Raw genomic sequence first — 26,117 nt, forward strand, 5'->3', positions numbered from 1 at the left:
GAATGGAGCAGATGAACATGAAAATAAAACTAACGAAGCAAGGATCAGCGAAGCTTCGCAAAAAGAATCCGTTGATCCAACGAGAAGATCTTCAACAAGCAATCGAGACGAAGGAGTGGGTCACCTTTATTGATCAGGCCAACCATTTCTTAGGTGTCGGCTATCTTGGGGAACAAAATAAAGGGATCGGCTGGGTCGTATCCTTTGAAGAAACAGTGATCGACCAAGCATTCTTTGCGCAACGCTTTGCGAAAGCAAAAGGCAAACGCAGTGCTTACTATCAAGATGACCTGACAGATGCCTTTCGTCTGTTTAATGGCGAGGGGGATCAATTGGGGGGACTTACCGTAGATTTGTATGGCGAGTATGTCGTTTTTTCATGGTACAATGCCACCCTTTATCAACATAAAAAATCGATCGTGGCGGCTTTTCGTCAAATCTTTCCCGAGATCAAAGGGGCATATGAAAAAATCCGCTTTACGTCTGAGCTGCCTGAATCAGCATGGGTCTATGGAAAAACGGCACCTGAACCCTTACTGGTGAAGGAAAATGGCGTCACGTATGCGACGTATTTGAACGAAGGATTAATGACGGGCATCTTTTTGGATCAAAAAGAAGTTCGTGGGCAACTTGTTGATGGCTTGGCAGCTGGCAAGACGGTTTTAAATATGTTCAGTTATACGGGGGCGTTTTCTGTCGCTGCTGCTGTCGGTGGCGCTGCTCAAACAACGAGCGTCGATTTGGCAAAACGCAGTCTAGAAAAGACCCGCGAACAATTTGCAGTCAACGGCATTGATCCAGATACCCAGCGTATCCATGTCATGGATGTTTTCAATTACTTCAATTATGCCAGCAAAAAAGACTTGCGCTTTGATGTGATCGTTTTAGATCCGCCGAGTTTTGCCCGCAACAAGAAAAAGGTCTTCTCGGTTGCGAAAAATTATGGCGACTTAGTCACTGATAGTTTGGCGATTTTAGCGCCTGATGGCTTGTTGATCGCCTCAACGAATGCGGCCAATCTTTCACCGAGGAAGTTTCAAGAAATGATCGAAGCATCCTTAGAGAAAGCACACGTTGCTTATGAATGTATTCAAAGTTATCGTCTACCAGCTGATTTTGCGGTAGATAAGCATTTTTCCGAAGGGAACTATCTGAAAGTATTCTTTTATCAAATGAAAAAGGAGTGAAGTAGATGAGCCGATCAAAACCAGTAACGTTAGACGGGAAAACACCGTTGATTTGTGTGCCATTGATTGGGAAAACCAATGAAGAGATCTTGAAACAAGCCATTGCTGCTGAGGAATCAGAGGCACAGATCGTCGAATGGCGTGTTGATCATTACAAACATGTCGAAGACCAGCAAGCGGTCTTAGATGCGTTATCACATATTCGCACGACATTAAAGCACAAAGAGCTGCTCTTCACTTTTCGAACCTTGGAAGAAGGGGGCGAGCGGGCGTTCACATTGACCCAGTACAAAGAATTGTGTTTAGCTGCTGCTGATTCAGGCTTGATCGATTGGATCGATGTCGAATTAGAGAAAGCTGAATTTTTAGGTCGAGCCTTTATTCAAGAAATCAAAAAGGCACAGGTAAAGCTGATATTGAGCAATCATGATTTTGAGAAAACGCCAGAAGATGCTGTGTTGATTTTAAAGATCGGCGTAATGAATCAATTTGGTGCCGATGTTGGCAAGTTAGCGATGATGCCCAAGCAAGTCCAAGATGTTTTACGTTTGATGGGGATCATTACTAAAGCGCGTGGCTTCAACCAACTGCCGTTGGCGATCATGTCGATGGGGGAGCTGGGGAAAATCAGCCGGGTTAGTGGGGCATTGACTGGTTCGGTCTTTACTTTTGCTTCGTTGCAAGGTGCTTCAGCACCTGGACAAATACCGATCGAACGAATGACCAACTACTTACAAGAATTTTCACTCAATGAGTAAGACCAGCCAAGGCCTTCTCTTAAAAGAAACCAAAACAAAAGAGGGATAAAATGGCGAAGAAGAAACAAAAAACCAATGCGATCCGTCAAGTAGAACAACAGAAAATCGCTTATAACGAATATACCTATGAGTGGTCGGAAGACCATCTCGATGCGCAATCCGTCGCTGTGCAACTAGCACGCCCGCAAGCCATCTACAAAACGCTGGTGGCAGTGGGCAACAAAACAGGTCCGCTAGTGGCTGTGATTCCTGGAAACAGAGAAGTGGATCTGAAAAAGTTAGCCAAAGTCAGTGGAAACAAAAAAGTAGAGATGCTGCATCTGAGAGATTTAGAAGAAACGACTGGCTATATTCGCGGCGGCTGTTCGCCGATCGGGATGAAAAAGCTCTTTCCTACTTATATTGATCGTGGGGCGCAGACACTGGAAGAAATCGTGGTTTCTGCAGGAAAGCGCGGGTTGCAGATGGGGCTTGCCCCACAAGCGTTGCAACAATTGACTAGGGCGATCTTTGCCGATTTGTTGGCACCTGAACACGAATAAAAAATCCCCGTGAACCATCTTGAAATGCCGTTCACGGGGATTATTTTGTACTATTTTATTCCATTACTTCAATATCGAAAACCTCAATATTTTCTAAACCACCATAAAAGTCAAACCATGGAGTGGCATATTGTTTTAGAATGGCGTTTAATTCTTCAACATTTTCTTTCCCTTGGGTGTCCAGCCATTCCAACAACGCTTTGGCACCTTGTTTCCCATAAATTTCCACACTATCGCGCCAAGTTGCTCGACCTCCTAAGATTCCTGAGAATTTGGCACCATGTTGACCAGCAAAGGTCAATTCATCGCGAAAGACATTCGCTGGAACTCCCGCACTCAAATAGATAAATGGCCGAGTCGCGGCGTCACTGGCTTCTTTGAAGTAATTGGCTGCTTCTTCTTGCGTATAGACGGCCTCTAAGCCTTCTTTTTGGAAGCCTTCCACTAAGTCGAACTGAACCGGTACTTCGACTTTCAAAATATCGATATGGTAGTGATCTTTCGTCAATTCCTGAATGGTTCGGATGACCTTGCTCGGTTTGATCTTGGCAAAAGCAGGTGATTTGTCATCTGTGATCTCATCATCATAGACGATCGGTTCCACAAATAAGGGAATATCGGCCGCCTGTGCCTCCGTACCTAAACGCTCCAAAAACGCATGTTTGGTATCTAAAATCTCTTGGGGTTCATCTGGATTATAATAAACCAAGACTTTTGCAGCATCCGCACCTTTTTTCACCAAGCGCTGCAACGATTCATTGGGTAAAATCTCTGGCAAACGACCCGGCGTGTTGACATCATAGCCTGTTTTTTCATAGGAAAGGATCAAGCCAGCATTGGGATTCTTTGCTTCGATCCCTAAGAAGCCATATTCCTCATCTAACAGAATACTGCTGACATATTTGGTCAGTTCTTGGGAAACCAACTGTTTGAATTCATAAATGTGTTCCATCGTAAAGTCATCCGGTCCAGTTGCCGCCTTCATCATTTTTTTCATGGAACCACGTTGGTCGATCGCTAGTGCGGCAATCACACCGTCCTCATTTGAAAGTTTTTGCATTCGTTCAAATTTACCTCTTGAAATTCGTTTCATAAAAAAAACCTCCCTCGATCTTGCTATCTTTAGTCTACGCCTACTTTGAGAAAAACCCAACTAATAAGCAAAAAGAGAGGAGACCCAGGTGTTGGCAGCAACGGCAAGGATATTGCTGCCAACACCTGGGTCGTCGATCAATAACTGAAATAACTAGCTGTTTCTGCTGCGTTTTTTCCAGAAACATGACCCGTGCAAAACGCAGCGGTGATGTTGAAACCACCTGTATAACCATTGATATCCAGCAATTCACCGGCAAAATACAAGCCATTGATTTTCTTGCTTTCCATGGTCTTAGGATTGATTTCTTTCAGATGGACCCCGCCGCCCGTCACGAAGGACTTTTCTAATGGGAACGTGCGGACAATGGTGATTGAAAAGCCTTTGATCAAGGAAGCGAGCGCCGTCAACTGTTCCGGTGAGGCTTTTTCAGCAACCAGCTCATGCAAGTCTAGCTGCTGCAAAAAGAAGGTCATCAAGCGCTCAGGCAAAAAGCCAGCTAAAGCATTCGGCAATTGTTTCTTCGAAGCCGCAGACTGAATTAATTCTTGGGTCAAGGCTTCCTGGGCTTTCGTCGGCAGACAATCCAGAACAACCGTCACTGGTTGCTGCTTTTTCAATTCTTGGTTCACAAAAGAGGAACAGCGCAAAGCAGCTGGACCAGATAACCCAAAGTGGGTAAACAAAAGATCCATGGTATGGGCGACGATGGGCTTTCCTTTTTGATCCAAGACACTCAAGGTGATGCCTTGTAAGGAAATGCCCTGCAAGGTCCGCTCTTGAATAAAAGATTCTTCTGAAACAAGCGGCGATTCGGTTGGATAAAGCGGCGTAATGGTATGCCCGACTTTTTTCGCCATCTTATAGCCGTCCCCCGTCGCGCCCGTGGAAGGATAGGTGCGGCCACCCGTCGTCAAAATCACGCTTGGGGCAGAGAACTCATCGGTTTCGGTTCGTACGCCGCGTATTTGGCTGCCATCATGGATCAGCTTGGTTACGACCGTATTCGTCAACAGGGTGACGTGATGATCGTTGATTGCTTGAAGCAGCGCTTCGACGATGGTTTTTGATTTGTTCGTCACAGGGAACATCCGTCCGTGGTCTTCTTCTTTTAAGACGACACCTAAGTCTGCGAAAAACGCCATTACATCATAGTTATTGAATTGGGAAAACGTACTATACAAAAACTTGCCGTTTCCTGGAATATGAGCAACTAAATCATCTACCGGCCGATTATTGGTTACATTGCAGCGTCCGCCGCCAGTCATCAATAGTTTCTTGCCGATTTTTTTGTTTTTTTCGATTAATAAGACCCTAGCACCTTGTTTGGCAGCGGTGATCGCAGCCATCATACCGCTCGTACCTGCACCAACAACGATGACATCATAGGTTTTTTCCATTCTTCTCACCTCTCTGGGATTGTAACACATCGCCTATGACTGCTGAAAGGAGAGGGCGATTTTTTTCGAATGATAAAAAATTCTGACAATTCTAAAAAAAAGCGTGCAATTTCAGAAAATTTCTTTAAAATAGAAAATATCTTAAAGGAGGTAATGCACTATGACCAAAGCTTCAGCTTACGTGAAAGAAATTCAAGCGAAGATTCACGAGAAAGACCAACACCAACCGGAATTTCTTCAAGCAATTGACGAATTTTTGCCTACGATCGTTCCCTTTTTAGAGGAGCATCCAGAATATATTGAATCAAATATCCTTGCACTCTTAACTGAACCAGAACGTTTTATCCAATTCAGAGTCCCGTGGCAAGACGATCAAGGCAACTGGCAAGTAAACCGTGGCTATCGGATTCAATTCAACTCTGCAATGGGGCCTTACAAAGGCGGCTTGCGTTTTCACCCAAGTGTAAACTTGAGTATTTTGAAGTTTTTGGCGTTTGAGCAAATCTTCAAAAACAGCTTGACGGGTCTGCCGATCGGCGGCGGCAAAGGCGGAAGTGACTTTGATCCAAAAGGCAAATCAGATGCCGAAGTGATGCGTTTTTGCCAAAGCTTTATGACGGAGCTGTCAAAACATATCGGACCTGACCTAGATGTTCCTGCTGGCGACATTGGTGTCGGAGGTCGGGAAATCGGCTATTTGTTTGGTGCCTACAAACGATTGAAACAATACGATGCCGGGATTTTAACCGGTAAGCCACTAGACTTCTGGGGCAGTAAAAACCGCACAGAAGCAACGGGGTATGGCGCTGTTTATTTCGTTAAGCATTTATTGACAGACTTAGGTGAAACATTTGAAGGCAAAAAAGCGATCGTTTCTGGAAGCGGCAATGTTGCGATCTATGCAATTGAGAAATTGCAAGAATTAGGTGCGATCCCTGTCACATGTTCTGATTCCTCTGGTTTTATTTATGACCAAGACGGCATTGATCTGGCCTTATTAAAAGAGATCAAAGAAGTGAAACGCGAACGGTTGACGGCTTACGCCAAGGAACGGCCATCAGCGGAATATCATGAAGGGGCAACTGTCTGGGATTTTGATACTCCAGCGGAATTAGCCTTTCCTTGTGCGACCCAAAACGAGATTGATCTCTCGCAAGCCAAACGTGCAAAAGCCAATGGCGTCCGGGTCGTTTCTGAAGGCGCGAATATGCCTAGCTCATTAGAAGCAGCAGAATATTTTATTGAAGAAGGAATTTTCTACTGCCCAGGAAAAGCAGCCAATGCCGGCGGCGTAGCCGTTTCTGCTTTAGAAATGAGTCAAAACTCCCAACGATTGCAATGGGAAAAAGCCGAAGTCGATGCCAAATTGGATGATATCATGAAGTCGATCTATGAAGCATGCCGTGATACAGCTGAAACCTTCGATCAAAAAAATAATTTTATGTTAGGTGCGAACGTCGCAGGCTTTGAAAAAGTTGCTAAAGCAATGTTTGCTCAAGGACTTGTCTAAAATCACCTGACAGGCTATCTATCAGGAATTACTTGAAAAAAGTTGGAAAAAAACGTAAAGTAGGTAGTGTATGAAAAACTATTTTTTCAAGGAGGACAAATCATGTCACACATCAAGTTTGACTATTCGAAAGTAGCACCATTCGTGAACGAATACGAATTGAGCTACATGCAAAGTCAAGTTACAGCAGCAGACAAACAATTACGCGAAGGAACAGGTGCTGGTAGCGACTTTTTAGGTTGGATCGACCTTCCTAAAAATTATGACAAAGATGAATTTGCGCGTATCAAAAAAGCGGCTGAAAAAATTCAATCTGATTCTGAAGTACTAGTCGTGATCGGGATCGGCGGATCTTATTTAGGAGCGAAAGCAGCGATTGATTTCTTAAATCATTCTTTCTTTAACTTGTTACCAAATGAAGAACGCAAAGCACCACAAATCTTTTTTGCCGGTAATTCGATTTCTTCAACTTACTTAGCAGATTTGATCGAAATCATTGGTGACCGTGACTTCTCTGTGAATGTGATCTCAAAATCAGGAACAACTACTGAGCCAGCGATCGCTTTCCGTGTTTTCAAAGAACGTTTGATTGAAAAATACGGCAAAGAAGAAGCCAACAAACGGATCTACGCAACAACGGATAAAGCGAAAGGTGCAGTAAAAGTTGAAGCAGATGCCGAAAACTGGGAAACCTTCGTCATTCCAGATGACGTCGGCGGCCGTTTTTCTGTATTGACTGCTGTTGGTTTATTGCCAATCGCTGCCAGCGGAGCGGATATCGATGCCTTGATGCAAGGGGCAGCGGATGCTAGCGATGCTTACGCAAGTGACGACCTTGAAAAAAATGAAGCGTATCAATATGCAGCAATGCGTAACATCCTTTATCGCAAAGGCAAAGTAACCGAATTGCTGATCAACTACGAACCAGGCATGCAATACTTCTCAGAATGGTGGAAACAATTATTCGGCGAGTCTGAAGGAAAAGACCAAAAAGGGATCTATCCTTCAAGCGCAAACTTCTCAACAGATTTGCATTCTCTTGGTCAATACATCCAAGAAGGCCGTCGCAATATCTTTGAAACTGTCGTAAAAGTTGAAAAACCACGCAAATCAATTGCGATCCCTACACAAGAAGCAGATCTTGATGGTCTTGGCTACTTAGAAGGAAAAGAAGTTGATTTTGTTAATACGAAAGCTTTTGAAGGAACGTTACTTGCCCATACAGATGGGGATGTACCTAATCTGTTAGTAAAAATTCCTACAATGGATGCGTACACGTTAGGTTACACGATGTACTTCTTTGAGATCGCTGTAGGTATCTCTGGTTACTTAAACGGTGTGAACCCATTTGACCAACCAGGGGTTGAAGCGTACAAGAAAAACATGTTCGCCTTACTTGGCAAACCAGGTTTCGAAGATCTTGCAAAAGAATTGAACGAACGTCTATAATTCGACAAAGAAACGCCTTGTGCCAGTTCTGATTGGCACAAGGCGTTGTTTTATTTTCGCGTTTGTTGTGTTACTCGATAGTTGATCCAAAAAATCAGCGGTCTTCTTTTAATCCCCAAAGCAACGCAGCAGACAATAGTCCAAAGATACAGGTTTGAATAATTGGCATTTGACTCATCTCCTTTTGATTTCCTTTAGTATAAAATGCTTTTTAAGAAGTGGCACGAACAAACCAGTGCGTTTGAACGAACGAAACTGTCATTTCTTGGTGACAAATGCGTGATAAATTGAAATAAAACGTTTTCAATTTGATGCTTTTTTGTTATTATATCTTTATGAAAGAAAACGGTTGAGGTGAGGATATGGAGAATATTACGATCGGTGAAAAATATGTCTGCCAACCTGTCGGGGCGAGCAAGCCTGTGATCGGTGTGGTGGAAAAACTATACGTACATACGGCGTTGATCGTCGTTTCAAGTTATGAAGAAGAAGATCAAGCACAAGTAGAAGCTTGTAATCGTCGGATGATCGTCAGTTTCAATAAAATTTGTACGCAAACGAACGTTGCCTAACCAACTAGCAAAAAATGCTGCTCAACGGATCACCGTGAGCAGCATTTTTCTTTGTGTGAGATCAGCCAACGCCAATCACGAAATTCAATAGTTTGTCTGAATAAGTCATGTCTTCTTCCGACAAACTCAACTCTTCATTTAAAATCCCCATTTGGTCAGTAATGATCCCGTCTACACCGTAAAAACGCATTCGGCTGATAGTATCCGCATCATTGGGGGTCCAAACGAACACTTCCTTGCCATCGGTCCGGGCAGAAGCGATGAAGTTGCGGTTGATCGTACTGTATTCCATTGTCAGAAAGTCGGCACTGGTCAGTGGCGGCCCTACGACATTGAAAGGCATGATGTATCCCGACGTCAATTCAGGCGCCTTATCTTTTAATTCTTCAACAACTGTATAGGAGAGACTTTGCATAATATGCCCATTTGCAACTAAATCCTCTTGGTATCGGTCTAAGAAGGCATCTACGAGTGCCGCAGTATCTTTTTGTTGGGTTTTGATCTCCACCAGTAATTTTTGGTCCAACTGATTGGCAAGCGCCAAGTACTCGTCAAAAGTTGGAATACGGGCTGTCTGGTTGTTTTCTGAAACCGTCAGTGATTCGGCGTAACTCAAGGGCAATTGCTCGGGTTTTCCTTTGCCGCCTGTCAAAGGCCGGTAAGAAAAATCATGGTAGACAATAAAATGACCATCACTTGTTTGCTGGACGTCCATTTCCACGTAGTCCGGCTGATATTTCTCACTAGTAAATCGTAACGCTTCAAGGGAATTTTGGACCCCTTGTCCGTCGCTTACCCCTCGATGGGAGATCGTTACCGGATGGATCGAAGCAGCTGAGGTCAGATAGTTCATATTATACAGACTAACCCCAACACCAAAAAGTACCGTGACCAAGGTAAACAAGGAACTTTTCAGTCCTAGAAAATGTCGCTGGTTCAATGGTTCTTGGTGGAACCACGAAGGGATCTCTGGTAAAAAGCCTTCATCATCCATGAAATCAACGATGATGTAAAAAATAGCCACGGTCGATAAAATGACATTCAGTAACAAAATAAACTGCAAGAAAGTCATAATAAAAACAGCACTATACAACGCATAGTCCGGTGTAACAACTTCAATCACTGCTTGAAGGGTAATAAGCAGCGTGAAGCCCAGAGTCGTGATCAATAAGATACTACCACCGATAAAGACAAATTGACCAACGATGGCAAAAAAACGGCGTTTTGTTACTTGGAGGCTTTCTTTGATCGCTTTTCGAAAGGGCAGATCACGTAAAATCATTTCCGGTAAGGCAAAGATCACGCGAATCCCCAAGTAAATCAACAAAACATAAACCAAAAGCACTGCCCCAATGATCAAGACACGATTGGCAAAAATAAAGTCCATGATAAAGGCAGGAATTTTGATTTTTGCGAGTAAATCCGAATTAAAACTCAATCCACCGATGGGTAAAATCAGTAAGAAGTAAAAAAGGAAAAATAAAAAGGTCATCGGCCGTAATTTGCGCAATTGCAAAATAGTCATTCGTAACAATTGCCGCAAGCTGATGGGCTGCTTCTTTTTGATAAAATAGACACTCAGCAGTAAGAAAGTAAATTCAAAAAAGACGGCTAATAAGATCAAAAGCAAAATCAGGGTTAATGAGAGCAACACAACAGGGTGATCTGTAAAGATACTACCGATATTATCGAAAGAAAGATAAGGCAAGCCGCCGCGCTTTAAGACGAACTTGGTGGAAGCTGATAATATCGGGATCACTAAGAACAACAAGGCACCGTGCATCAATAAAACATCACGGAAGTAGGCATTGCTGTCTTTCAAAAAATCCCACGTGTTGACTAAGCTGTTTTTTAAATAATTCATGGTCGTCATCCTAACAAAGTAAGTATTGTGGTTCAATTTATTCTAGAAAGGCGGTAAAAAAGAGCCGAACAGTTTTAGAAGCACATTTGCCACAGGCATAGTTCCCTGTTTGAAAAGCAGCTTCTTTACGTTCGGCTCGCTGAATTGATCGTTTTTCTTACATATGATTCTTATCCGCCTAACAAACCAGTTAAGAATGTTCCACCGTAAATCAATGCCATACTGTACAAGAAAATTGAAGCAGGTTTTGCCAACAAAATAATCAACGTAAATTTCTTCACTGTCATGTTGGTCAAGCCAGCCATTAGACAAAGGGCATCATCTGGGGCAACCGGTAGAAAGATTGCAAGGGCGAAAAGTTTTTCAAATCGGCTTTGGTTGTCTAACCAGCCGATATATTTATCGTAAGTTTTGTCACTGATCATACTTAAAATGAATGGTTTACCATATCGTCGGCCAAGCAGGAAAATAATGACAGAACCAATACTGATTCCTACATAGTTATAAACGAATCCTAGATAAGGACCGAAAATCAAGACACCTGCAGCGCTGGAGACACCACCGGGAATAATCGGGATCACTACTTGCAAGATCTGCAATAGGATAAAGACGATTGGTCCTAAGATAACGGAATTTCCAACTAGACCTCGCAGTGCATTAATGTCTTTGAAAACACCTAGATTGATAAAATAGATGGTTAACGCGATCGATAAACCTAAGCCAATAATAGAAATCGTATTAATGATACGACGAGAAGTTGCTATGCTCACAGGACTTCATCTCCTTTATGTTTCATAATCTCACTATACGGGGTGAGACCAGAAAAATCCAGTAAAACAAATGACAAACGTCAAACAGTTTTGTAAGGTATGCCCTTATTATAAAAGAAGTCCGAAAAGAAAACATTGTACTAAAGTCTGAAATAAGAAAAATTTATAGTTTCTGCGCGCCAATAGTTTCAGGAGATTTTTTTATCTGGATGACGTTTTTTTGTGCGTTTCACTTGCCAGCGATTGACGATCTTTTCAACCACACTCGTCATCATGAACCCGCCGGCAATCGCCCCAGCGGTGATGACAACGATCATCAGATTTTCAAAACCGACAAAGTTGTCGCCCAAAGCGAATTCTCGAACGGCTTTGTAGGCAGGCCCACCCGGTACGAGGGGAACGAGGCTAGGAATGTTAAAAATGATCATGGGCATTTTTTTTCTGCGGGAAAAAAAGATGCTGACACAACCGACGGCAAATGCGGCTAAGAAGTTGGCACTGCCTAGACCGTAGCCAATCGTTTGCAATGACCAATAGATCATCCAGCCAACCGTTCCAGCAATGCCTGTGGCAACTAAGGCTCTTTTAGGAATATTGGTCAAGATGCCGAAGGTTACAGTGCTTAAGAAGCTGAATGAAAGGTGAATAAAAATCGTCATGAGATCCCTCCAAATAATGTGAAGACCGTGGCGATGCCTACACCGATCGCGGCAGCAGTAAAGATGGCCTCTGTTCCCCGAGCTGTGCCACTAATGAGATGGCCCGCCAAGATATCCCGAAAGGAATTGGTGATTGCTACACCAGGAACTAAGGGCATGACGGCACCGATAATCAAATTATCGACGTTTTGTGCGATATGAAGAGAGACCGCTAAGACAGACAAAGTACCGATCAGTAAGGAGGCACAAAACATATCCAAAAAGCGAATGTCGATCAGTTTCTTGACCCAATACGCACACAAAAAGCCAAGGCAGCCAATGACGAAGGTCGCTAGAAAGTCAAACCAAGCACCGCCAAAAATAATCATTAAGGTACTGCTGACCACGCCAGCACTAAGAACCTGTAGCCAGTAAGGAAAACTTGGTGTTGTCTGATTGACCTTTTTTAATGCCTCATGCAGTTCCGCTAAGGAAAGTTTCTTTTCCGCATAGGCGCGAGAGAGCCCATTGACGGCAACGATTTTTTCGAGATTGATGACTCGATCATGAACATTTTCTACTTGTGCATAGTGGCTACTGCGTAAGCCCATAAAAAGTCCAGTTGCTGTTACATAACTAATACTCCCTTGCTCTCCAGCGTTTGCCGCAATTCGATTCATCGTATCTTCCACGCGATACACTTCCGAGCCGTTTTCCATCATGATTTTCCCTGCTAATAAGCAGGTCTCCAATAATAGCTCTTTTGATTCAGCCATTTCCAAACCCCTTTTTCAATCGAATTTGCGTGCTACACTCTTAGTGTACAATTTCAGCGAGTTTTCAACAAGAAAGAAAAGTAGATTTGAAAAATAACTAGAACGCCATCCGTTGGATTTTTTGTGATAAATGAAAAAAGCAGAACATTTCCTATTACTAAACATTCGTTTTTAGTGAACAAAGTGAATAGAAATAAGATAACGGAAGGAGTGTTTTATTTTTAAAAAATGAATATCTCGGTTACAATTAAATAAATATAAAAAGGGGGATTTATTGATGCGAAGGAAGGTCTATACAAGAGAACACATTTTGAAGGCCGCTTATGAACTGATCAATAGAGAAGGTTTTGGCAACTTTACGGCCCGGAATATCGCTAAGCACATGGGAATTTCTACTCAACCAATTTATCTTGAGTTCGAAAATATGCAGGACTTAAAAAATACCTTGGTGGAGGCTGTTTTCAAAGATTTATCGGAAAATGTTTTTCCAGTCGTTCGAACAGGAGACAAACTTGTTGATTTAGGCCTGAATTATATACGCTTCGCGCAAGAGCAGCACAATCTCTACATCGCCCTTTTTATCGACGACTACGGCGGTGGGAAATTGATGCATGATTTTTCATCCACCTATTTCAAATCCTTGATCAAATCAGAAGAAAAATATGCAGATCTATCCGAAGATGCGATAAATGCACTACATAATGGCGCATGGATCGTTGTGACTGGTTTGGCTTCCTTAATGTCGGCGGGTATCATCACACCCACCGATGATCAGATCATCAAAATCATCAACGAGACGATCGAAGGCGTAATCGAAAAGAAAGAAAACTATATTTTCGATTAAAGAACAAAAAATCTGTATCCATTTCCATTTTGGATGCAGATTTTTCTTGACATTTTTTGTAAAACTAGCGAAAATAACTGTTATGGAGAGTTGGCAGAGTGGTAATGCAGCGGACTCGAAATCCGCCGACCCGGTTCATCCCGGCGCGCAGGTTCAAATCCTGTACTCTCCTTATACCAACGCTTTGGAGCGTTTAGCCTATCTTTCGAGATAGGCTTTTTTGTTTGTTGTGGGCAGAAGAATATAAATGACTGCCGAGGTTGATCGATAACCATCTGAAAAGCGATTAACCTACACTCGGTCTAGAAAACAGCATAATTGTTCCGTCAACTTGCCGATATCTTTTTTGCTTGTGATCCTGCAACAAACGAAAAGAATCAATCGGGCAAACGTGCTAAGGCGTATTCAATTTGTTCAGAAGTAAAGCCTTCAAAGGAAAGTTGGCTCGCCACACGCTCATCCGATAAGGATAAATTTTGCGAGTAGCGAATCGCTTTTTTCAATGCTTGCTCGTTCCAATCGGCATCCACGGTGGCTACGGCAAAGTCTGCTGCGCTCTCAGAAAAATCTTCATAGAGTAGTTGGCGTTTTAAGCTCGACTGAGAAAACGCATTGCTGGATAAGTATCTTTCTGCACGATTCAGTGCATTTCTTTCTTCACGAGAAAGTTCAGGTGTATGTTGCTCGTTGTTCGCGGGTTCTTCTTGTTGTGCGCTACTTGCTTCGTTGTTGCCAGCTTTTTGTTCTCCTTGTGCTTGTTCCATGGAAGCAGCGGCATCGCCAAAGGATTCGCTTTGCCTTGATTCGTTACGTAAAGAAAGGCTTAATTGCGCAGTGATGCTATCGAAAGATGTCACATCTTGGTAGAAGGACAAGCCACCATAAGAAAACAAGGCAATAAAAGCGGAAGCGACAATGATCAAAACGTTTCGATCTCGTTTTGCATTTTGTTTTACAAGCCCAATATAAAATAAGACAATGCCAAAAACGAAACAGAACAATCCAATGAAAAACAAAATGGCGAAAAACGTAGCCATAAAAATTCCTCCTAAATAAAAGTCTCCTGAAAAGACAATAGTACTATGTTCTGTACCAGAAAACAGATTTGTCTTTTCATGAATAGAGGAAAAGGATGATTTGACAAATGTAACGTGTATGCTATTAATGGATCATTCATAAGTATTAAAGGAATGACGCTCAAGAATGACTAGTGAAATAGATGGTAAACTTAATAAAAGCACAGTTGTATCAGTAGGAGGCAAGAAGATGGATTTTGAAGAAAAAGATTATTTTATGCGTTATACAAAAGTTGCGGCACAGGGATTGAGTAAGTTTATTACGCAAGGATCAGTTGATGAAATCTTACAGCTAGATGAATAGCAAAGTGGACAGAAGCAAGAAGTGGATGCTGCAACAGACAAAAGCGAGCCAAAAAACAAGAAAGCACCTAGCTAATTATTTCCTTAGCGAGGTGCTTTCAGTACGAATCGGTATCCTTCATTTGGATAAACTCCTTATGCAGTTTTTTTCAATTCTTGTACAGCTTGCTCGATCGTAATTCCAGTCGCAAAATGATTCGCATCTTTTTTATCGAAAACGATAAATAAATTCAATTTGGTATCCAGAGTTACACGATATTGTAGATCTGTGTTATAGAATGTCATAGTCATTCTCCTTTCTTAAAACTTGTCATTGAAAGGCAACGGTTAGTTGATAACGAAATTCCATAGTTAGAATAACACTTTTTTTCACAATAGTCCAATAAAACTATCAAACGAACAAATCTGACTGATTATTTTCAGGAAATCAATGCTGAGAATGGAAGCAAAAGAAGTTTGCTGGAGTCAGTAAATTCGGGAAAAGTATCTTTGTATATTTTCAGAAAAATAGAATTCATAAAAAATTTCTTAAGAATTTTGAGGATAGCTATTTTCTTAGATAACAAATTTGTAAGATTGAGAGTATGAGATTATTGGAAACCTTGATATCATAAGGTTTATCTTCAAATTGTGTTTTGTGCAAAAATATATTGATTGTATTTTTTTGAAAAAGAGATCGTATCTCTTGAATTCTATGGTATGATTTACTTTAGAAAAATGAAAATGGATTATGAAAACGGATGTGAAAATATGTGCGGAATTGTCGGCTTTGTCAATTCAAAAGACCAAAAAGAAATCATTATTGAACGCATGATGGACCGGATCGTTCATCGCGGACCAAACAGTTCAGGGAAATTTACCGACGACCGAGTGGCATTAGGGTTTCGTCGTTTATCGATCATCGACTTAGAAGGTGGCTCACAACCAATTTTTAATGAGGATCGAACAAAAGTAATCATTTTTAATGGTGAAATTTACAACTTTCAAGTATTGCGTGAGGAATTGATCCAAGCAGGTCATGTCTTCTCTACCCATGCGGATACCGAAGTAGTCTTACATGGCTATGAAGAGTGGGGCATTGATGTGTTGCAGCGCCTGCGGGGAATGTTTGCTTTTGCCATCTGGGATACTCAAAAACAAGAGCTTTTCGGCGCGCGGGATCACTTTGGGATCAAACCGTATTACTATGCGCAAATGAACGGCAGTTTCATGTTTGGCTCTGAAATCAAAAGCTTTTTGCCTCATCCAGATTTCAAGAAAGAACTAAACCAGGAGGCGTTGAAACCTTATTTGACGTTCCAATACTCGCCTTTGAACGGAGAAACCTTCTTTAAAGGCGTTCATCGTTTGCAAGAAGGGCATTATTATCTGTTTAATGAACAGGGATTGACGATCAAGCAGTACTGGGATGCAGATTTTTCAGTGAAAGAAAATCATTCAAGAGAAGAATGGGTCGATAAAATCGATCAAGCAGTCCAAGAATCAATTGCTGCTCATCAAATCAGTGATGTTGAAGTCGGCTCATTTTTATCCAGTGGTGTCGATTCAAGTTACGTGGCCTCGGTCTTGCGCCCAGATCACTCATTTTCAATTGGGTTTGATGACAAAACCTACAACGAAGCGATCGAAGCCCGCAAATTGACGGAAAAGCTCGGCTTGAACAACACAGCAGCGGTCATCGATGGTGAAATGTCCTTTGAGGCATTTCCGCTGATTCAGTATCACTTGGACGAACCGGATTCTAACCCAAGCTGTGTCCCTTTGTACTTTTTAGCCAACCTAGCAGCACAGCAAGTGCGGGTCGTTCAATCTGGGGAAGGGGCAGATGAATTATTTGCCGGTTATGCTGCCTATGGCTTCCACACAAACTCTAAAGCGGTTCGCGTTTTTGCCCAAGGCTTGAAAAAACTGCCGCAAAACATCCGCTTTCGTTTAGGGCGTCAAATCGGCAAAATGAAAAACTTCCATGGTCGAATTCATCTTTATGAAGCAACGGCACCTGCCCAAGACTTCTTTATCGGGCAAGCCCTGGTCTTTGAAGAAGAGGAAGCACTACAGCTTTTAAAACCAACGTATCAAAAAGGACCATCTGTTGCTGAAATCGTTGCGCCTCATTATGAGAAAGTCAATGGTCTCAAAGACGAGGTCAACAAGATGCAATATTTGGATCTTCATCAATGGATGCCGAAGGATATTTTGTTAAAAGCAGACAAAATGTCCATGGCGAGTTCTTTAGAATTACGGGTTCCGTTACTGGATATCGAGATGCAAAAACTGGCGCAAACGATCCCGACGAAATATTTGATCAATCAAAACAATACGAAAGATGTGTTTCGACAAGCGTCAAACCGTCATTTGCCAAAAGAATGGGCAAACCGTGAAAAGCTAGGCTTTCCTGTACCAATCAAGGCATGGCTGAAAGAAGGAACAGGGTATGAAGCAGTTAAAGCCCTTTTTGAGTCAGACTTTGCAGCAACCTTCTTTGATCAAACAGCGATTTTGCAAATGCTAGAAGACCATCGCCAAGGAAAACCGAATCTTCAGCGAAAAATCTGGACGATCTTTACATTCTTGACCTGGTACAAAGTATTCTTTATTGATGAATCGATTCCCGAAGCCAAAGAAATCGTTTATGAAACACTTTGATTTGAATATGGAAGCAAAAAAAAGCTGATGCGGACAATCCCGCATCGGCTTTTTTTATAGACCTAAATATTTTTCCAAGTAATCGACCATGCCATCTTCCGCATTGGTTTTGTCAGTAACATCATTGGCGATCGATTTTAATTGTTGCGTGCCATTTGCCATAGCAACGCCCCAACCCGCATAATCCAGCATCTCCAAATCATTGTGTTCATCACCAAAAGCGATGATATCTTGCCGATCCAAAGACAAAGAATCCGCGATCACCGAAAGACCAAGTGCTTTATGGACCCCTTTTGGTACGATCTCTAAGATGGCTTGAGGTCCGCCCCACGTGCGAACATCGACTGCATCGTCAAATTGATCCTTGATACGTAAAGAAACAGATTCTGCTAATTCATTTTCGGTTTTCACCAGTAATGAAGTGGGATCCGTTTTTAAATTTGCTAATAGATTTTTTTCGGAAGCATTACCCGAAAAGAAAAAGTGTTGATCAAATCCGCTTAGGTCATCGATGAAAAAGGTTTCACGATTTTCTGCTGCCACAAACGTCAGCCCCAGCTGCTCTTTTTGTGCCATGAGCTCAAACGCAATTTCTCGAGAGATCGAGTGCTCCATTTCGTTTGCCCATACTTGTCGAGGTTTATGGACCAACCCACCGTTAAAATTGACCATTGGTGTTGTGAGCGCCAATTCTTTATAGAATTGATCACTCATACGAAAAGGTCTTCCTGTAGCGATGGTAACAAAGTGTCCCGCTTTGGTGGCGCGAACCAGTACCTCACGTGTGCGAGGGGAAAGTTGGGATTCAGTATTTAAGGTTGTGCCATCTAAATCAATGGCGATGATTTTTGGTTTCAAAAGACTCGCTCCATTCTCTTATGGTAGTGGCTTAAGTGTAACATATTTCTGTCATTTCACAATACAAGTAAGTTTTCGATAAGTTTTCATAATAGTTACAAAGTAAAACACGAACATTAAACGTTTTTGGTTCGTTTTATTCGGAAAAAGGTTTGAAAAGCGAAAATTATTCCCTTATAATTTTTAATTGTTCGATGAAAAGCGCAATTATTCATTTTTTCTTTTCATAGAAACGATTAAAGTTCAGGAGTGAAACATAACATGGAAAAGTTTTTCAAATTAAAGGAGAATAAAACGACGGTTTCCACAGAAGTGATGGCTGGGGTCACCACCTTCTTCGCGATGAGTTATATTTTGTTTGTGAATCCGACGATTTTATCTGCTGCAGGCATGCCGTTTCAAGCTGTTTTCTTAGCAACGATCATCGCTTCAGTGATTGGTACCCTGATCATGGGCTTATTTGCAAATGTGCCTTACGCGCAAGCACCTGGAATGGGACTTAATGCATTCTTCACCTTTACCGTTGTTTTTGGTTTGGGGTATACGTGGCAGCAAGCATTAGCGATGGTTTTCATCTGCGGCCTGATCAACATTTTTATCACGGTGACTCGAATCAGAAAAATGATCATTCATGCGATTCCAGAAAGCATGCAGCATGCAATCGGCGGCGGGATCGGGATCTTTGTGGCTTATGTAGGGATCAAAAATGCCAACTTGCTAAACTTCAGTGCAGACACTGCCGCAGTGACGGGTTCAGTTGTCGACGGTGAGACGATTGTGAGTGCCAATTTTAATGGGGGGATCGTCCCAGCTTTGGCGAATTTCAATAATGCACCTGTTTTGTTAGCAGTGATTGGTTTAGTAGTGACTACTTTATTAGTGGTGAAAAATGTACGTGGGGCAATTATTTTTGGTATTTTAGGAACGACGATCATTGGTATTTTGATGGGTGTGGTGGATTTAAGTGCCATTGATTGGCACGGGAATTCATTAGGAAGTTCCATCAGCGAACTAGGAATCACATTTGGCGCTGCGTTTGGCTCTGAAGGAATGGGCTCACTATTCAGTGATTCTGCCAAAATCCCTCAAGTAATCATGACGATTTTAGCATTTAGCTTATCAGATGTCTTCGATACGATCGGTACCTTTATCGGGACTGGACGTCGTACAGGGATCTTTTCGAAAAAAGATGAAGAAGCGGTTGAAAATAGTAACGGGTTGAATACGAAGATGGATAAGGCTCTTTTTGCAGATGCCGTAGCCACTTCTGTAGGGGCCATCGTAGGGACCTCAAATACAACGACTTATGTGGAATCAGCAGCTGGCATCGGTGCTGGTGGACGCACGGGCTTGACTTCCGTTGTGGTGGCAGCACTCTTTGCGATCAGCAGTATCTTTTCTCCACTGATCTCAATCGTTCCCGCACAAGCGACAGCACCGGCGTTGATCTTGGTTGGGGTAATGATGATGGCTTCTTTTGCGGACATCAAGTGGACTGATCTAGAAGAAGCAGTTCCAGCCTTCTTCGCGTCCATTTTTATGGGCTTGTCTTACAGTATTTCAAATGGGATCGCTGTTGGTTTCATTTTCTATGCATTAGTGAAAGTAGTGAAAGGAAAAGCCAACGAAGTGTCTCCGATCATCTGGGTCGTCAATGCGTTGTTTATCCTGAACTTTGTCATTTTGGCTTTGATCAGTTAAGTTTAATGATGAAAATCTTTCTGTATTTTAAATGCAGAAAGATTTTTTATTTGATTATTACTCACGATACGGTATAGTATTTGTGAAAGAAGGTTTGTAAATGAAGATTGATTGGAAACGAAATCTACTGATTTCATGGGTAGGTTGTTTTTTTACGGGTGCCAGTTTTAGTCTTGTCATGCCATTCATTCCCTTATATATAGAAGAGTTAGGCGCTCCAGAGAGTCAAATTGAGTTGTTTTCTGGATTAGCAATCTCAGTAACGGCGTTTGCGGCGGCTATCATTGCTCCAGTTTGGGGAAATCTAGCAGACCAAAAAGGTCGTCGTTTAATGATGATTCGCGCGGCTGCGGGGATGACAGTGACGATGGGTTCTTTGGCTTTTGTACCGAATGTCTATTGGTTATTGATCATGCGTTTCTTTACCGGAATTTTATCGGGGTATATTCCAAATGCGACTGCGTTGATCGCTTCGCAGGCGCCTCGAGAAAAAAGCGGTTGGGCGCTTGGGACATTGGCTACAGGAGCCATCGCAGGGAATTTGATTGGTCCTTCGATGGGTGGGGCGTTAGCGCAATGGTTTGGCATGAAAAATGTCTTTATTATCACAGGCGTTGTTCTACTAATCACGCTGTTGCTTACGATTTTTCTCGTTCAAGAAGATTTTGAGCCAGTTGAAAAGGGCGATCTGCTTTCCATTAAAGAAATTTTTGGTCAAATCAAAAATATGCAGTTGCTTGTTGGCTTGTTTATTACTTCCCTGATTTTACAGCTAGGTGTAACGAGCATCAGTCCGATCCTCACATTGTATATTCGTGATTTAAGCGGGGATACGGGCAATATTTTGTTCGTCAGCGGATTGATCGTCTCTGTTGCCGGTGTTTCAGCGATTCTCTCCTCGCCGTTTTTAGGCAAAATCGGTGATCGTTATGGCAATCACAAAGTGCTGTTGGGGGGCTTAGTACTGTCATTTTTCTGTTTTATTCCGATGGGCTTTGTCTCTACTCCGTTTCAACTAGGCGTGTTGCGCTTCTTGCTTGGTTTTTCTACCGGTGCCTTGATGCCGTCCATCAATACACTGATCAGCAAGATCACTCCAATGGAAGGGGTCAGCCGTATCTATAGCTACAACCAAATGTTCTCCAACTTTGGGCAAGTGTTAGGTCCGATGGTCGGCTCAACGGTGGCAGCTGGCTTTGGTTATCCCGCCGTCTTTTGGGTAACTAGCGGGTTTGTACTGATCAATATTTTTATCTCAGGATTTAATTTCCGTAAAAGCTTGCGTAAAACGGACATCAGTGAATAGTTGAAAAGAAAAAAAAACCAGTTACAATAAAGGTAACTGGTTTTTTTTTAATGGCTTGTCTTTTCAGGCGCTGGTGCGATAATACCAACAAGAATGATCACCACACCTGTGACCAAAGAGATGATTGAAGTTAATTGAAAATCATAAGTTGCTCCAGCAAGTGAGCTGCCTAGATAGCCAACGACTTGACCTAATACAAAAGTCCAAAATAAAGTGACTAGGTAACGCATGACGACACCTCTTTTCTGCGTATCTTCCATTTCGACTTTAGTTTATCACAAAAATATTTATTGTAAAGATTTTCACTTTTTCATTTTGTTTTTCAAATCTATTTACTAGCAGAAAGAAAGAGAATTTTCATTTTTGGAGGGATTTCAATGTATTCACAGCTCACCACCTTAAGCGCCTATTCGTTGCTGCAAAGTACGATCAAAATTCCTCACTATATAGAGCAAGCCAAAAAGATGGGCTATCAGACCCTAGGCCTAACTGATCATAATGTTCTCTATGGCGCGGTCGAGTTTTATCAGCAATGCCTAGCGCAGGGCATCAAGCCGATTTTTGGTGCTTTGTTCGACTGTACCTTCGGGGAGGGATCAATGTCCTTTCCATTGTACGTATTTGCCAAAAACCTCAAGGGCTATCAAACCTTGATGCGTTTATCAAGTGAAAAAATGATCACCGAGCAGTTGAATTTATCTGCTTGTGATTCTTTGCAGGACCTCTTTGGTTTGCTGCCTGAAGGCGAGGGGTTTCTGCCTTCTCAGCACGATGATCTAGAAGCCAATCAAGAAGCACTGCGAGCAATCAGCCATAAATTTGATTCTGAGAGCTTGTTTTTAGGGATTACTAGCAAAGGGCTAGATCCAGAAACGATCGCTTGGTTTAACGAGCAAAACATTGCACCATGTGCGTATCAACCCATCGCGGCTTTAGCACAAGAAGAAGCCTTTGCAGTCAAAGTGATGACCCATATCAAAGATGGTTCGCAAATTGAAGACTTTCGTCAGGCAAAAGAGCAAGCGACTACGCAGCTTTTTTTACAACCGGCAGACCAATTGACTGCGTCATTTGGCGAAGCGTCGCAGGCATTGATGAATAATCAGCGGATTGCAGCTGAATGCGCCGTCGAGCTGCCGCTGCATCAGCGGCTGTTGCCTCATTACCCGCTACCAGCCGAAGAAAGTGCTGCGGACTATTTGCGGAAAATTTGTTTTGAGCGTCTGCCTCAGCGTGTTGCCCACGTTACATCGGCGTACGAACAGCGTTTGGATTATGAGTTGTCCGTTATCCATAAGATGGGCTTTGATGACTATTTCTTGATTATTTGGGACGTCATGGACTTTGCCCACCAACAAGAGATCGTTACCGGCGCTGGACGGGGATCGGCTGCTGGAGCACTGGTGGCATATGTTTTATCGATCACCGACGTAGATCCAATCAAATACGATCTTTTGTTTGAACGATTCTTGAATCCAGAACGTTACACGATGCCTGATATTGATTTAGATATTCCTGACAATCGCAGAGACGAGATTTTACAGTATGTGCGCCAAAAATATGGGCAAGAATATATGGCACAGATTGCCACGTTTGGTACCATGGCGGCCAAAATGGTTTTGCGAGATGTTTCTCGGGTCTTTGGTCTCTCGCAAAGTGAAGCTAATCGCTGGTCAAAAGCCATCCCCAATGCCTTGAAAATGACCTTAGATCTTGCTTATGAACAATCCAATCAGCTGCGAGAGCTGGTTTCGTTCAATGAGCGGAATCAAGTAATGTTTCAAGTCGCCAAAATCTTAGAAGGACTGCCCCGTCACGTATCGACCCATGCCGCCGGTGTGGTGATCAGTGACAAGAATCTGCTTGATTTGGTGCCTTTGCAAGAAGGCAGCGATGGGATTTGGCTGACCCAGTTTACCATGAATGACGTGGAAGCCATTGGCCTATTGAAGATGGATTTTTTAGGTTTGAGAAACTTGTCGATCATTGATAATACCTTGAAAGGTATCAAACGAATCAGCCAACAAATCGTAACCCAAAAAGAGATTCCTCTTGATGATCCAGCAACATTGCGTTTGTTTCAAAAAGGGGAGACGGCAGGGATCTTCCAATTTGAATCAGCGGGAATACGCAATGTCTTGCGCAAGCTAGGGCCAGAAAGTATCGAAGACATTGCTGCAGTCAATGCCTTGTATCGCCCGGGACCGATGCAAAATATTGATACTTTTATCAAGCGGAAAAAAGGACAAGAGCGGGTCTCTTATCCGGATGACAGCTTGATTCCAATCTTGCAAAACACTTACGGAATCATTGTTTATCAAGAACAGATCATGCAAGTAGCTTCCAAAATGGCTGGTTTTAGCCTAGGACAGGCAGATATTTTGCGGCGAGCAATCAGTAAAAAGAAAAAAGACGTGTTGGATGAAGAACGTCGCCATTTTGTGCAAGGTGCGTTGGCCAATCATTATGACGAGAAGACCGCCAATTTGGTCTATGACTATATTGAGCGCTTCGCCAACTATGGGTTTAACCGTTCCCATGCGTTTGCCTATTCCTTTATCGGCTTTCAAATGGCGTACTTGAAAGTGCACTATCCGGCACCTTTTTTTGCTTCGATCTTGCACTCGGTACGCAATACTGCAAGCAAAATGAAAGAATACTTAAATGAAGCCGCACGTTATGGCGTAGAAGTATTGCCACCATCGATCAATGCCAGTGGGTTTAGTTTTCAACTGCAAAATGAGAAACAAATCCGCTTTGGGTTCAGCAGTATCAAAGGGATTCGGCGCGACATGATCCAAGACATTTTGACAGAACGAAAAGAGCATGGCAATTTCACGTCCATGGATCAATTTTTACTTCGCTTGAATCAGCGGAACAGCAAGTGGTTAAAGTTGGACTATTTATTGCCGCTTTTGAGCATCGGTGTATTCGATGTGATTGCGCCTAATCGAAAACAAGCATTGATCCAACTAGAAGGGAAAATCCAAAATATTACTTATAGTGGCGGCAGTTTGGATCTCTTAGAAACCATGGCTTTAAAAGAAGAAGCCGTTGCCGATTACAAACTGGAAGAGAAACTGGCTTTGGAAGAAGAATACTTAGGTGTTTATTTGTCTGGCCATCCCGTAGAACAGTTTCAAAAATTGCATCAATTAAAACAAATCACCGATATTGCCGATCTGGTTCCGAATGAACGGGTCCGCATCCTTTTGTATGTCCGCAAGATTCGGGAGATACGTACAAAAAAAGGCGAACAGATGGCATTTGTTGAAGGAACGGATGCTAGCAAAGAAGTTTCAGTAACGATTTTTCCCATCGTTTATCGACAAGTGCGTTCCTTGATCGAAGAAAATGCTGTTCTCTATATTGAAGGAAAGGTCGAGGTAAGTCGTTACAATGGTGAAATCCAACTCATTGCTGATAAAATAGACTTAGCAGAAAACGTTCAAAATAAAATTGCGCCACAAACTTGCTACTTAAAGATTTCTGCTGAAGCCGAAACGTCGCACCTGCAAGCATTGTCGAAGGAAATGAAGCAGCATCAAGGAAATATTCCAGTGGTGATGTTTTATGAAAGTAGTGGCAAAAAAGTGTTATTAGCAGAAGAAAACTGGGTAACGGATGAGCCGAACTTTGTCACACAACTGAAGGCATTATTAGGAAATGGAAATGTAATTTTCAAGTAATTTTCCGAAAACGATAATTCAACTTACACTTTTTTCAACTTTTTCCCACTATTTCAAGACATTTTCATGGAATAATGGTAGAATATGTCTCGTGGTTATTACTTGAAAACTAGCAAACAGGGGCTTCCCTAAACAAAATCTTTTGATGAGGTGAAAGAATAATGAAACGCATTGGAATTCTAACCAGTGGCGGCGATGCACCAGGAATGAACGCAGCGATTCGCGCAGTTGTCAGAAAGGGTATTTTTGACGGACTTGAAGTATACGGAATCAACTATGGCTATGCCGGACTAGTCGCAGGCGACATTCGTCGCTTAGATGTTGCTGATGTTGGTGACAAAATTCAACGTGGTGGAACATTCTTATATTCAGCACGTTATCCAGAATTTGCGACACAAGAAGGGCAATTAAAAGGAATCGAGCAATTAAAGAAATTTGGCATCGAAGGGCTAGTCGTGATTGGTGGAGATGGATCTTACCATGGTGCGATGGCACTTACTCGCCACGGTTTCCCAGCAATCGGGATTCCAGGAACGATCGATAACGACATTCCAGGAACAGATTTCACGATTGGTTTTGATACAGCGATCAATACTGTCTTAGAATCGATTGACCGTATCCGTGATACAGCGACATCACATGTCCGCACATTTGTGATCGAAGTAATGGGACGTGGTGCTGGCGATATCGCTTTATGGTCAGGTGTGGCCGGTGGTGCGGATGAAATCATCATCCCAGAACATGATTTTGACATGCAAGTTGTTGCTGATCGTATCCGTGAAGGACGCGACCGCGGGAAAAAACATTGCTTGATCGTTTTAGCCGAAGGTGTGATGGGCGGAAATGATTTTGCTGACAAACTTTCTGAATACGGCGATTTCCATACCCGTGTATCAATTCTAGGACACGTTGTCCGTGGTGGTTCACCAAGCGCTCGTGACCGTGTGTTAGCAAGTAAATTTGGTTCATATGCCGTTGAATTATTGCAACAAGGCAAAGGCGGTCTATGTATCGGTATCGAAAACAATGAAATGATTGCTTCTGATATTATCGAAACCCTTGAAAACAATCGTCACAAACCAGATCTTAGCTTGTATAACTTGAACAAAGAAATCTCATTCTAAAGAGATTTTTT

General features: G+C 42.4%; 22 protein-coding genes and 1 tRNA gene. 13 read left to right on the forward strand and 10 right to left on the reverse strand.

Annotated elements, in window-relative coordinates; translation table 11 throughout:
* The first annotated feature begins 17 nt into the window (after nucleotides 1-17).
* Genes IGI94_RS04875 through ybaK form a run of 3 tightly spaced genes read left to right on the forward strand, consistent with a single transcriptional unit; the run spans nucleotide 18 to nucleotide 2,487 of the window.
* Nucleotides 18-1,187, forward strand: coding sequence for a class I SAM-dependent rRNA methyltransferase (locus tag IGI94_RS04875; protein WP_438899511.1), 1,170 nt, complete (start codon nucleotides 18-20; stop codon nucleotides 1,185-1,187).
* Between the two features lie 5 nt (nucleotides 1,188-1,192).
* Complete coding sequence (gene aroD, locus IGI94_RS04880) at nucleotides 1,193-1,945, forward strand: type I 3-dehydroquinate dehydratase (RefSeq protein WP_005229128.1); 753 nt, start codon at nucleotides 1,193-1,195, stop codon at nucleotides 1,943-1,945.
* 50 nt (nucleotides 1,946-1,995) lie between these two features.
* Nucleotides 1,996-2,487: a Cys-tRNA(Pro) deacylase gene (ybaK, locus tag IGI94_RS04885; RefSeq protein ID WP_005237194.1), complete on the forward strand. Its 492-nt coding sequence runs from the start codon at nucleotides 1,996-1,998 to the stop codon at nucleotides 2,485-2,487.
* Nucleotides 2,488-2,542: 55 nt separating this feature from the next.
* Here the strand turns inward: ybaK and IGI94_RS04890 are convergent, their stop codons facing one another.
* Together IGI94_RS04890 and IGI94_RS04895 are read right to left on the reverse strand one after the other, a co-directional pair.
* Nucleotides 2,543-3,580 (reverse strand): tagatose 1,6-diphosphate aldolase, encoded by a 1,038-nt coding sequence (locus IGI94_RS04890; RefSeq protein WP_005237193.1) that lies wholly within the window; start codon nucleotides 3,578-3,580, stop codon nucleotides 2,543-2,545.
* 137 nt (nucleotides 3,581-3,717) lie between these two features.
* The gene (locus IGI94_RS04895; RefSeq protein ID WP_438899512.1) at nucleotides 3,718-4,980 is read right to left on the reverse strand and encodes an NAD(P)/FAD-dependent oxidoreductase; all 1,263 of its coding nucleotides are present in this window, start codon (nucleotides 4,978-4,980) and stop codon (nucleotides 3,718-3,720) included.
* Nucleotides 4,981-5,140: 160 nt separating this feature from the next.
* On the opposite strand from IGI94_RS04895, the gene gdhA reads away from it, so the two are divergent.
* The 3 genes from gdhA to IGI94_RS04910 all read left to right on the forward strand — a co-directional run bounded on the left by gdhA (nucleotide 5,141) and on the right by IGI94_RS04910 (nucleotide 8,511).
* The gene (gene gdhA / locus IGI94_RS04900; protein WP_005237191.1) at nucleotides 5,141-6,490 is read left to right on the forward strand and encodes an NADP-specific glutamate dehydrogenase; all 1,350 of its coding nucleotides are present in this window, start codon (nucleotides 5,141-5,143) and stop codon (nucleotides 6,488-6,490) included.
* Between the two features lie 102 nt (nucleotides 6,491-6,592).
* A complete protein-coding gene (locus tag IGI94_RS04905) occupies nucleotides 6,593-7,939 on the forward strand; it encodes a glucose-6-phosphate isomerase (RefSeq protein ID WP_005229134.1) in 1,347 nt (448 codons plus the stop codon).
* A 362-nt stretch (nucleotides 7,940-8,301) separates the two neighbouring features.
* Nucleotides 8,302-8,511: a hypothetical protein gene (locus tag IGI94_RS04910; protein WP_005237189.1), complete on the forward strand. Its 210-nt coding sequence runs from the start codon at nucleotides 8,302-8,304 to the stop codon at nucleotides 8,509-8,511.
* Between the two features lie 61 nt (nucleotides 8,512-8,572).
* On the opposite strand, the gene IGI94_RS04915 is transcribed toward IGI94_RS04910, so the two are convergent.
* The 4 genes from IGI94_RS04915 to IGI94_RS04930 all read right to left on the reverse strand — a co-directional run bounded on the left by IGI94_RS04915 (nucleotide 8,573) and on the right by IGI94_RS04930 (nucleotide 12,559).
* A complete protein-coding gene (locus IGI94_RS04915; RefSeq protein ID WP_034878703.1) occupies nucleotides 8,573-10,375 on the reverse strand; it encodes a glycerophosphoryl diester phosphodiesterase membrane domain-containing protein in 1,803 nt (600 codons plus the stop codon).
* A 170-nt stretch (nucleotides 10,376-10,545) separates the two neighbouring features.
* Nucleotides 10,546-11,145, reverse strand: a complete 600-nt coding sequence (locus tag IGI94_RS04920; RefSeq protein WP_005229140.1) for a TVP38/TMEM64 family protein — start codon at nucleotides 11,143-11,145, stop codon at nucleotides 10,546-10,548.
* A 188-nt stretch (nucleotides 11,146-11,333) separates the two neighbouring features.
* Nucleotides 11,334-11,804, reverse strand: coding sequence for a threonine/serine exporter family protein (locus IGI94_RS04925; protein ID WP_005237187.1), 471 nt, complete (start codon nucleotides 11,802-11,804; stop codon nucleotides 11,334-11,336).
* Nucleotides 11,801-12,559 carry a threonine/serine exporter family protein gene (locus IGI94_RS04930; protein WP_016619873.1) on the reverse strand — a complete coding sequence of 253 codons (759 nt, stop codon included), beginning with the start codon at nucleotides 12,557-12,559 and terminating at the stop codon, nucleotides 11,801-11,803. The genes IGI94_RS04925 and IGI94_RS04930 overlap by 4 nt, the downstream gene beginning before the upstream one ends.
* 277 nt (nucleotides 12,560-12,836) lie before the next feature.
* On the opposite strand from IGI94_RS04930, the gene IGI94_RS04935 reads away from it, so the two are divergent.
* Nucleotides 12,837-13,403: a TetR/AcrR family transcriptional regulator gene (locus IGI94_RS04935; RefSeq protein ID WP_005237185.1), complete on the forward strand. Its 567-nt coding sequence runs from the start codon at nucleotides 12,837-12,839 to the stop codon at nucleotides 13,401-13,403.
* 84 nt (nucleotides 13,404-13,487) lie between these two features.
* Nucleotides 13,488-13,575 (forward strand) — tRNA-Ser (locus IGI94_RS04940).
* A gap of 205 nt (nucleotides 13,576-13,780) precedes the next feature.
* Here IGI94_RS04940 and IGI94_RS04945 read toward each other — a convergent pair.
* Nucleotides 13,781-14,440, reverse strand: coding sequence for an Ltp family lipoprotein (locus IGI94_RS04945; RefSeq protein ID WP_005237184.1), 660 nt, complete (start codon nucleotides 14,438-14,440; stop codon nucleotides 13,781-13,783).
* Nucleotides 14,441-14,917: 477 nt separating this feature from the next.
* Nucleotides 14,918-15,067 (reverse strand): hypothetical protein, encoded by a 150-nt coding sequence (locus tag IGI94_RS04950; protein ID WP_005229155.1) that lies wholly within the window; start codon nucleotides 15,065-15,067, stop codon nucleotides 14,918-14,920.
* Between the two features lie 465 nt (nucleotides 15,068-15,532).
* Here IGI94_RS04950 and asnB point away from each other — a divergent pair, with 465 nt between their 5' ends.
* A complete protein-coding gene (gene asnB / locus IGI94_RS04955) occupies nucleotides 15,533-17,428 on the forward strand; it encodes an asparagine synthase (glutamine-hydrolyzing) (protein ID WP_061054487.1) in 1,896 nt (631 codons plus the stop codon).
* A gap of 54 nt (nucleotides 17,429-17,482) precedes the next feature.
* Here asnB and IGI94_RS04960 read toward each other — a convergent pair whose 3' ends face one another.
* Nucleotides 17,483-18,286 (reverse strand): Cof-type HAD-IIB family hydrolase, encoded by an 804-nt coding sequence (locus tag IGI94_RS04960; protein ID WP_005229159.1) that lies wholly within the window; start codon nucleotides 18,284-18,286, stop codon nucleotides 17,483-17,485.
* Nucleotides 18,287-18,547: 261 nt separating this feature from the next.
* Between IGI94_RS04960 and IGI94_RS04965 the strand changes: the two genes are divergently transcribed.
* Nucleotides 18,548-19,987, forward strand: coding sequence for an NCS2 family permease (locus tag IGI94_RS04965; RefSeq protein ID WP_005237180.1), 1,440 nt, complete (start codon nucleotides 18,548-18,550; stop codon nucleotides 19,985-19,987).
* Between the two features lie 100 nt (nucleotides 19,988-20,087).
* Complete coding sequence (locus IGI94_RS04970) at nucleotides 20,088-21,293, forward strand: multidrug efflux MFS transporter (protein ID WP_016613926.1); 1,206 nt, start codon at nucleotides 20,088-20,090, stop codon at nucleotides 21,291-21,293.
* Nucleotides 21,294-21,340: 47 nt separating this feature from the next.
* On the opposite strand, the gene IGI94_RS04975 is transcribed toward IGI94_RS04970, so the two are convergent.
* Entirely contained in the window at nucleotides 21,341-21,523 is a 183-nt protein-coding gene (locus tag IGI94_RS04975; protein WP_008377814.1) for a YjzD family protein, read from the reverse strand.
* A 147-nt stretch (nucleotides 21,524-21,670) separates the two neighbouring features.
* Here IGI94_RS04975 and dnaE point away from each other — a divergent pair, with 147 nt between their 5' ends.
* Both dnaE and pfkA read left to right on the forward strand, forming a co-directional pair.
* Nucleotides 21,671-24,982 carry a DNA polymerase III subunit alpha gene (gene dnaE, locus IGI94_RS04980; RefSeq protein ID WP_438899513.1) on the forward strand — a complete coding sequence of 1,104 codons (3,312 nt, stop codon included), beginning with the start codon at nucleotides 21,671-21,673 and terminating at the stop codon, nucleotides 24,980-24,982.
* Nucleotides 24,983-25,143: 161 nt separating this feature from the next.
* Entirely contained in the window at nucleotides 25,144-26,106 is a 963-nt protein-coding gene (gene pfkA, locus IGI94_RS04985) for a 6-phosphofructokinase (RefSeq protein ID WP_005237177.1), read from the forward strand.
* Nucleotides 26,107-26,117 lie beyond the last annotated feature (11 nt).

This window comes from Enterococcus sp. AZ149 (assembly GCF_051714285.1).
GTDB classification, from domain to species: domain Bacteria; phylum Bacillota; class Bacilli; order Lactobacillales; family Enterococcaceae; genus Enterococcus_D; species Enterococcus_D entomosocium.

Excerpts from the sequence above, each read along its gene's own strand:
- IGI94_RS04875 (WP_438899511.1), top strand. The coding sequence starts at position 18 with ATGAAAATAAAACTAACGAAGCAAGGATCAGCGAAGCTTCGCAAAAAG.
- aroD (WP_005229128.1), top strand. The coding sequence starts at position 1,193 with ATGAGCCGATCAAAACCAGTAACGTTAGACGGGAAAACACCGTTGATT.
- ybaK (WP_005237194.1), top strand. The coding sequence starts at position 1,996 with ATGGCGAAGAAGAAACAAAAAACCAATGCGATCCGTCAAGTAGAACAA.
- IGI94_RS04890 (WP_005237193.1), bottom strand. The coding sequence starts at position 3,580 with ATGAAACGAATTTCAAGAGGTAAATTTGAACGAATGCAAAAACTTTCA.
- IGI94_RS04895 (WP_438899512.1), bottom strand. The coding sequence starts at position 4,980 with ATGGAAAAAACCTATGATGTCATCGTTGTTGGTGCAGGTACGAGCGGT.
- gdhA (WP_005237191.1), top strand. The coding sequence starts at position 5,141 with ATGACCAAAGCTTCAGCTTACGTGAAAGAAATTCAAGCGAAGATTCAC.
- IGI94_RS04905 (WP_005229134.1), top strand. The coding sequence starts at position 6,593 with ATGTCACACATCAAGTTTGACTATTCGAAAGTAGCACCATTCGTGAAC.
- IGI94_RS04910 (WP_005237189.1), top strand. The coding sequence starts at position 8,302 with ATGGAGAATATTACGATCGGTGAAAAATATGTCTGCCAACCTGTCGGG.
- IGI94_RS04915 (WP_034878703.1), bottom strand. The coding sequence starts at position 10,375 with ATGAATTATTTAAAAAACAGCTTAGTCAACACGTGGGATTTTTTGAAA.
- IGI94_RS04925 (WP_005237187.1), bottom strand. The coding sequence starts at position 11,804 with ATGACGATTTTTATTCACCTTTCATTCAGCTTCTTAAGCACTGTAACC.
- IGI94_RS04930 (WP_016619873.1), bottom strand. The coding sequence starts at position 12,559 with ATGGCTGAATCAAAAGAGCTATTATTGGAGACCTGCTTATTAGCAGGG.
- IGI94_RS04935 (WP_005237185.1), top strand. The coding sequence starts at position 12,837 with ATGCGAAGGAAGGTCTATACAAGAGAACACATTTTGAAGGCCGCTTAT.
- IGI94_RS04945 (WP_005237184.1), bottom strand. The coding sequence starts at position 14,440 with ATGGCTACGTTTTTCGCCATTTTGTTTTTCATTGGATTGTTCTGTTTC.
- IGI94_RS04950 (WP_005229155.1), bottom strand. The coding sequence starts at position 15,067 with ATGACATTCTATAACACAGATCTACAATATCGTGTAACTCTGGATACC.
- asnB (WP_061054487.1), top strand. The coding sequence starts at position 15,533 with ATGTGCGGAATTGTCGGCTTTGTCAATTCAAAAGACCAAAAAGAAATC.
- IGI94_RS04965 (WP_005237180.1), top strand. The coding sequence starts at position 18,548 with ATGGAAAAGTTTTTCAAATTAAAGGAGAATAAAACGACGGTTTCCACA.
- IGI94_RS04970 (WP_016613926.1), top strand. The coding sequence starts at position 20,088 with ATGAAGATTGATTGGAAACGAAATCTACTGATTTCATGGGTAGGTTGT.
- IGI94_RS04975 (WP_008377814.1), bottom strand. The coding sequence starts at position 21,523 with ATGCGTTACCTAGTCACTTTATTTTGGACTTTTGTATTAGGTCAAGTC.
- dnaE (WP_438899513.1), top strand. The coding sequence starts at position 21,671 with ATGTATTCACAGCTCACCACCTTAAGCGCCTATTCGTTGCTGCAAAGT.
- pfkA (WP_005237177.1), top strand. The coding sequence starts at position 25,144 with ATGAAACGCATTGGAATTCTAACCAGTGGCGGCGATGCACCAGGAATG.